The following is a 6,022-nucleotide window of genomic DNA, read 5'->3' as shown; positions in this document are numbered from 1 at the left end:
TAATAATATTATTCATGACAATTCCTTTTGTTTTAAATAATATTAAAGGAATTTTTCATCGTAATTACAAGCTACTAAAGTAGTATTCTATGATTTTATTTTTTCACCGAATTATCTAAGATGACAGAGCCAACGCCATCGATACCAAGTGCATCTTCTGGGTTGTAAATTGGACAACTTTTCATAGATAAACAACCGCAACCAATACATCCATTTAGTGAATCTCTTAGCTCAGTAAGGTAATGAATACGTTGAGTGAGTTTATCGTGCCATGCTTGAGATAATTTAGCCCAATCCTCTTTTGTTGGTGTTCGTTCATTGGGTAAAAAGCTCAAGGCTTGTTTTATTTCTTGTAAACTGACGCCCATTTTCTGCGCCGCTTTGATAACTGAGATACGCCTGATCACATCTCGGCGATATCGTCGCTGATTACCTTGATTGCGTAAGCTGCTAATCAATCCTTTAGTCTCGTAAAAGTGCAGACTAGACACCTTTATACCGCAACGTTTTGCAACTTGACCAACGGTTAAATCCGCTTCATTTAACATATGACTCCCATTTCCTTTTTAGTCGCAGCTCGTTCAAATGATTGTCTCAATGAAAAATTAACTACTTTTCTAATAAAAATACTTTACCTCAACTTAGGTTGAGGTTTTATAGTGACTTCATCTTATATAACCGTTCACTAAATTGACAGGCGTTCATTTAATAAACCGCTATCAAGTCAACGAACAGAAATTTGCAGGAGGCAGATATGAGTAAAGCGATGAGTTATTCCACAAGCGTTAATAAGAGTGCAATCAAGGACAACAAGCCATTCAAGATGACAAGTTCTGTAAGCGAGAGAATCAAGCAAAAGCTAATGACTGATGAAGATACTCAGAAAGCGATTGAGGATGTGATAGCGAAAAGCCAACTACTTTTTTGCCAAACGATGAACATCAAATAACGACAGAAAAGCAACGACATAACAAATGACTTGAACATAGTTAGGTATTTATAGAAAACAGCTAGTTAAATCAAAATCAAAAATAAGGAAATATTATGCGCTTAGAGCACTTAAATTTTGTCGTAAACGATTTAGAAACAACACTTAAATTTTATCAAGCGGCATTTCCTCATTGGAAAGTCAGAGGTGGTGGAGAAGGGGAATGGCATGGGGTGCAGCGAAAATGGATTCATTTTGGCGATGACTATAACTACCTTTCTTTCAATGATAATGGCAAAGGAAAAATCCGCCCAGTTGAAGGCTATGATTTAGGACTTGCTCATTTCGCCTATGTGGTGACAGATTTAGCAAGCTTAAATCAAAGGCTGATTGCAGCAGGTTTTGAAATAGCGATTATTGGCGGCAAAGACGCGAACTACAACAGCGTGTATTACATCGATCCTAATGACCACGAAGTAGAATTTGTTGAGTATTTAACGGATATCCCGAGTGAGCGTAATTGCTATTTATAGATCACGGTCTAATTGGAATAAATACTATGAGATTAAATCAAATCACGATCCCTGTTAATGATATGGCTAAAGCTTGTGAGTTTTACCTAACCTTGGGGTTTACACAAATTGTAAGTACTGCAGCCGATGGTAATCATTATGCACGATTTGCTTGTCCTGAAGGTGAGGCGACATTCTCTTTGTCTTTTTTGGGTGGAGAGTCTTTGCAAGGATCTGATTCTATACAGAAGAGAGAAAATAGCAGCGTGATCTACTTTGAGCACCAAGATTTAGATGTGTGGGTTGAAGCGTTAATACAACAGGGAATTATATTTGAACAGTTACCTGTTGATGAGTCTTATCTTTGGTGTGAAGCGGTGTTATTTGATCCGTCAGGGAATAAAATCAAACTGTATTGGGCGGGAGAAAACCGCTTAAATCCGCCATGGCGAGTGAATATAAAGCAGTGAACTTGTGCTAAGCGAAATAAAATATAATAGAAAACTAAATCTAACTCTAAATCTAAATCTAAAACAAAAAGCCTGCATCATTAATTTGAAATGCAGGCTTTAGAATTTAGATTACTGTTTCCATGGGTTCACACTGCCACTACCATTTGGGACTGATGCAGGTTTTGACTCAGATGAACCTTGTGAACGGCGATCATCAGAAGTGCGCTGTGTACTTTTAGCGCCATAAGGTGAACTCGCGGCTTCTTCTTGGTTGAATTTTTTAGCTTTATTTTTGTTGTAGTGGTTATTCTTTGGTTTGTCAGATTTACCACGTGACATCTTAGGCTTATCTTGATCTGTTTTAGGCTTTGGCGCTTTTGGATTTTTAGGCACAAAATCTAAAATGGAAATAGGCACTTCTTTTCTTGGTGCAAAACCTTCAACCTCTTTGCGTTCAATAATATGGCCTAAACGACGCTCAATTGCGCACAGGTTTTTAAAGTCATCTTTTGACACCAATGAGACAGCAGTACCTTGTGCGCCAGCACGGCCTGTACGACCAATACGATGAACATAATCGTCAGCAGGAAATGGTAAGTCATAGTTAATGACTATTGGTAAGTCATCAATATCAATACCACGAGCAGCGACACCAGTAGCAATTAAGTAAGTGATTTTACCTGCTTTAAAGTCTGCTAAAATCTGCTCGCGTATCGGCTGACTTCGACCACTATGGAAAGACTCTGCTATGATGCCTCGTTTCTCTAATTGGGTAACAAGTTTCGCTGCACCATGCTTGGTTTCAATAAAGATTAGCGCTTGTTTCCAATCATTTTCTTGGATTAAATGACTTAATAAAGCGGATTTTTTATCTTTATCAACGGTGACTAACCATTGATCAATTTTAGGCTTAGCGTCGGCATCCGTTTCAACAGAAATCTGCATCGGCGTTTTCATTGCCGTTTTTGCTAATGCGCGAACTTGATTTGATAAAGTGGCTGAAAACAACATGTTCTGACGTTCGTCAGGTAACAACTCAATAATGCGATTAATGTCTTCAATAAAGCCCATATCGAGCATGCGATCGGCTTCATCGAGCACTAACACTTCTAGCTCGTCAAAGTGGACTGCACGTTGGGTGTACAAATCTAGCAAACGGCCTGGTGTGGCAACGAGTATATCAATGCCTTCAATGAGGCGCTGTTTCTGTTGTTTACTGTCAACGCCGCCGTACATCACCATTGAATTGATGGTTAAATGCTTACTGTATTGCTGAATATTTTGCTCTACTTGTACTACTAGTTCGCGAGTTGGAGCAAGTACCAGCGCTTTAACTCGTTTACCACGTACTTTACGAGGCTCTTTGAAACGTTCAAGTATTGGCAAGACAAAGCTAGCTGTTTTACCGGTACCTGTTTGCGCTGCAGCAATGATATTTTTACCCGACAAGGCCACTGGAATTGCTTTTTGTTGAATTGGAGTCGGCGCGCTGTAGCCTAACTCATTAAGAGCAAGTGTGATGGGTTCGCTTAATCCAAGCTTGGAAAATGGCATGTGTTATCTCAGGTAAAATGTCAGTAGTGTCTGCAATGTTAGTTGATAACATTGCGACTTTGAAAAGCAGAGTATTATAGCAGAGTGGATAAAGTATAGGATAGCTGAGTTTGTGGCTAAGGATTAAAAAGGGAGCAAATGCTCCCTTTACGGATCATGATTTAACACTATTAAAGCGATACACTGTAAATGTTAATTTTTACAAGGTTTATGCTTTCATGGCCTTATCACCACGCGCAAGACCTACAACACCCGAACGTGATACCTCAATCACTTTAGTGACCTCAGCTAATGCACTGATAAATGCATCGATTTTATCGCTAGTGCCCGCCATTTGAATTGTATAAAGGCTTGAAGTGACATCGACAATTTGGCCACGGAAAATATCAGCAGTGCGCTTTACTTCTTCCCGTAGTTCGCCTTGAGCTTTAACTTTAACTAATGCCAACTCACGTTCAATGTGTGCATTCTCAGTGATATTGGACACTTTTAATATATCTATGAGCTTGTGCAGTTGTTTTTCGATTTGCTCATGAACATTGGCTTCAGCATTAACGGTAATATTTAGACGCGATAATGTGGTGTCCTCTGTTGGCGCTACGGTTAAACTTTCAATGTTATAACCGCGTTGAGAGAATAAACCTACAACACGAGATAACGCGCCCGGTTGGTTTTCAAGTAATACAGAAATAATACGACGCATTAGCTTCTCTCCGTTTTGCTTAACCACATATCTTTCATTGACTCACCACGAATAAGCATTGGGTAAACGTGCTCAGTTTCATCAACACTGATATCAACAAAGACTAATTTGTCTTTCATTGCTAATGCTTCTGCAAGCTTAGACTCAAGTTCATTAGGATCGCTAATCGTCATGCCAACATGGCCATAGGCTTCTGCAATCTTGGCAAAGTTCGGTACTGAGTCCATATAAGAATGAGAGTGACGACCTGAATAAATCATGTCTTGCCACTGCTTTACCATACCTAAGAATCGGTTATTCAAGTTGATGATTTTCACTGGGGTATCATATTGCAGTGCCGTTGATAGCTCTTGAATGTTCATTTGAATTGAACCATCACCAGTAACACAAACAACGGTTTCATCTGGCATTGCCATTTTAACACCCATGGCTGCAGGTAAACCAAAGCCCATGGTGCCTAAGCCACCAGAGTTTATCCAGCGACGTGGTTTATCAAATGGATAATACAGTGCAGCAAACATTTGGTGCTGGCCAACATCAGATGTGACGTAGGCATCACCGTCGGTCAATTTATGCAGTACTTCGATCACTTGCTGCGGCTTAATACGATCGGTGGTTTTATCGTATGCCAAGCTATCACGTTCACGCCATTGATTGATATCAGTCCACCATGCATCGAGTGCTTCGCTGTCATTGGTTTTTTGAGTCTCATCAAGTAGCTTGAGCATGCTGTCTAAAATGTTTTCAGCAGAGCCAACAATTGGGATATCTACTCTGACTGTTTTTGATATCGAAGACGGATCAATATCAATATGTAAGATGGTTGCGTTAGGGCAGTACTTCTCGACATTATTCGTTGTCCGGTCATCAAAACGCACACCGATACCAAAAATAAGGTCACTGTTATGCATTGCCATGTTGGCTTCATAACGGCCGTGCATGCCAAGCATACCTAAGAATTGCGGATGACTGCCTGGGAAAGCACCTAAACCCATTAATGTGTTAATCACAGGAATATTTAAACGTTCTGCCAGTTGCAGGATTTGCTGGTCGCACTCAGAGATAATCGCGCCACCACCTACATATAACACAGGTTTTTTAGCCGCTAATAATGCATGTAAACCACGACGGATTTGGCCCTTATGGCCTGATGTCGTTGGATTGTAAGAACGCATGTTGACTGATTCTGGGTAAACGTAGTCGTGAAGAAGCTCAGGGTTTAAGCAGTCTTTTGGTAAATCGACAACCACAGGTCCAGGGCGGCCAGTTGCAGCAATAAAGAAGGCTTTTTTGATAATTTCAGGGATTTCACGGGGATCTTTCACTAAAAAGCTGTGTTTTACAATCGGTCGAGAAATACCAATCATGTCACATTCTTGGAATGCATCATTACCAATAAGGTTACTGGGTACTTGGCCTGACAAGACCACCATTGGGATAGAGTCCATGTATGCAGTAGCAATACCTGTAATCGCATTGGTTGCTCCAGGACCTGAAGTGACTAGTACTACGCCAACATCACCAGTTGCGCGCGCATAGCCATCAGCCATGTGGACAGCAGCTTGTTCATGTCTTACAAGGATATGTTCTACACCTGCAATTTTATGAAGAGCATCGTAGATATCAAGAACTGAGCCACCAGGGTAGCCGAATATGTGTTTTACGCCTTCGTCTATTAACGAGCGCACTATCATGCTTGCGCCGGATAATTTTTCCATTGCTAAATCCTCTTAAGTTACCGTTGTGGGTAAACAGTATCTTGTTACAACGACGGTAATCGTTCTAAAAGTAGGTTCGAATGGTAATTCGAACTCGTTTATCTTTGCAGTCGATAACCGCCTTAGATAATTGTCTTGTTTTCATATGATATTGA

General features: G+C 40.4%; 7 protein-coding genes. 3 read left to right on the top strand and 4 right to left on the bottom strand.

The features are described from left to right. Window positions 1-95: 95 nt before the first annotated feature. Entirely contained in the window at window positions 96-548 is a 453-nt protein-coding gene (gene soxR / locus BCU84_RS11245; protein WP_102528181.1) for a redox-sensitive transcriptional activator SoxR, read from the bottom strand. A 206-nt stretch (window positions 549-754) separates the two neighbouring features. On the opposite strand from soxR, the gene BCU84_RS11240 reads away from it, so the two are divergent. From BCU84_RS11240 to BCU84_RS11230, 3 genes are all read left to right on the top strand, one after another. After that, window positions 755-949 carry a hypothetical protein gene (locus BCU84_RS11240; RefSeq protein WP_102528180.1) on the top strand — a complete coding sequence of 65 codons (195 nt, stop codon included), beginning with the start codon at window positions 755-757 and terminating at the stop codon, window positions 947-949. A gap of 92 nt (window positions 950-1,041) precedes the next feature. Beyond that, on the top strand, window positions 1,042-1,461 hold the full coding sequence (locus tag BCU84_RS11235) for a VOC family protein (RefSeq protein WP_102528179.1): 420 nt from the start codon (window positions 1,042-1,044) through the stop codon (window positions 1,459-1,461). A gap of 26 nt (window positions 1,462-1,487) precedes the next feature. Next, window positions 1,488-1,910, top strand: coding sequence for a VOC family protein (locus BCU84_RS11230; protein ID WP_102528178.1), 423 nt, complete (start codon window positions 1,488-1,490; stop codon window positions 1,908-1,910). Window positions 1,911-2,021: 111 nt separating this feature from the next. Here the strand turns inward: BCU84_RS11230 and BCU84_RS11225 are convergent, their stop codons facing one another. From BCU84_RS11225 to BCU84_RS11215, 3 genes are all read right to left on the bottom strand, one after another. After that, on the bottom strand, window positions 2,022-3,446 hold the full coding sequence (locus BCU84_RS11225; RefSeq protein ID WP_102528177.1) for a DEAD/DEAH box helicase: 1,425 nt from the start codon (window positions 3,444-3,446) through the stop codon (window positions 2,022-2,024). Between the two features lie 208 nt (window positions 3,447-3,654). Beyond that, window positions 3,655-4,149: an acetolactate synthase small subunit gene (gene ilvN, locus BCU84_RS11220; protein ID WP_102528176.1), complete on the bottom strand. Its 495-nt coding sequence runs from the start codon at window positions 4,147-4,149 to the stop codon at window positions 3,655-3,657. Then, window positions 4,149-5,867 carry an acetolactate synthase 3 large subunit gene (locus BCU84_RS11215; RefSeq protein WP_102528175.1) on the bottom strand — a complete coding sequence of 573 codons (1,719 nt, stop codon included), beginning with the start codon at window positions 5,865-5,867 and terminating at the stop codon, window positions 4,149-4,151. Before BCU84_RS11215 ends, ilvN begins: the two co-directional genes overlap by 1 nt. Between the last annotated feature and the right edge of the window lie 155 nt (window positions 5,868-6,022).

It is taken from the genome of Shewanella sp. 10N.286.51.B7, from assembly GCF_002873615.1.
In the GTDB taxonomy this organism is placed as follows: domain Bacteria; phylum Pseudomonadota; class Gammaproteobacteria; order Enterobacterales; family Shewanellaceae; genus Shewanella; species Shewanella electrodiphila.
This window is presented reverse-complemented; position numbering and strand designations above follow the sequence as displayed.

Coding starts and splice junctions, on each gene's coding strand:
- BCU84_RS11230 (WP_102528178.1), top strand. CDS start 1,488: ATGAGATTAAATCAAATCACGATCCCTGTTAATGATATGGCTAAAGCT.
- soxR (WP_102528181.1), bottom strand. CDS start 548: ATGTTAAATGAAGCGGATTTAACCGTTGGTCAAGTTGCAAAACGTTGC.
- BCU84_RS11225 (WP_102528177.1), bottom strand. CDS start 3,446: ATGCCATTTTCCAAGCTTGGATTAAGCGAACCCATCACACTTGCTCTT.
- BCU84_RS11215 (WP_102528175.1), bottom strand. CDS start 5,867: ATGGAAAAATTATCCGGCGCAAGCATGATAGTGCGCTCGTTAATAGAC.
- ilvN (WP_102528176.1), bottom strand. CDS start 4,149: ATGCGTCGTATTATTTCTGTATTACTTGAAAACCAACCGGGCGCGTTA.
- BCU84_RS11240 (WP_102528180.1), top strand. CDS start 755: ATGAGTAAAGCGATGAGTTATTCCACAAGCGTTAATAAGAGTGCAATC.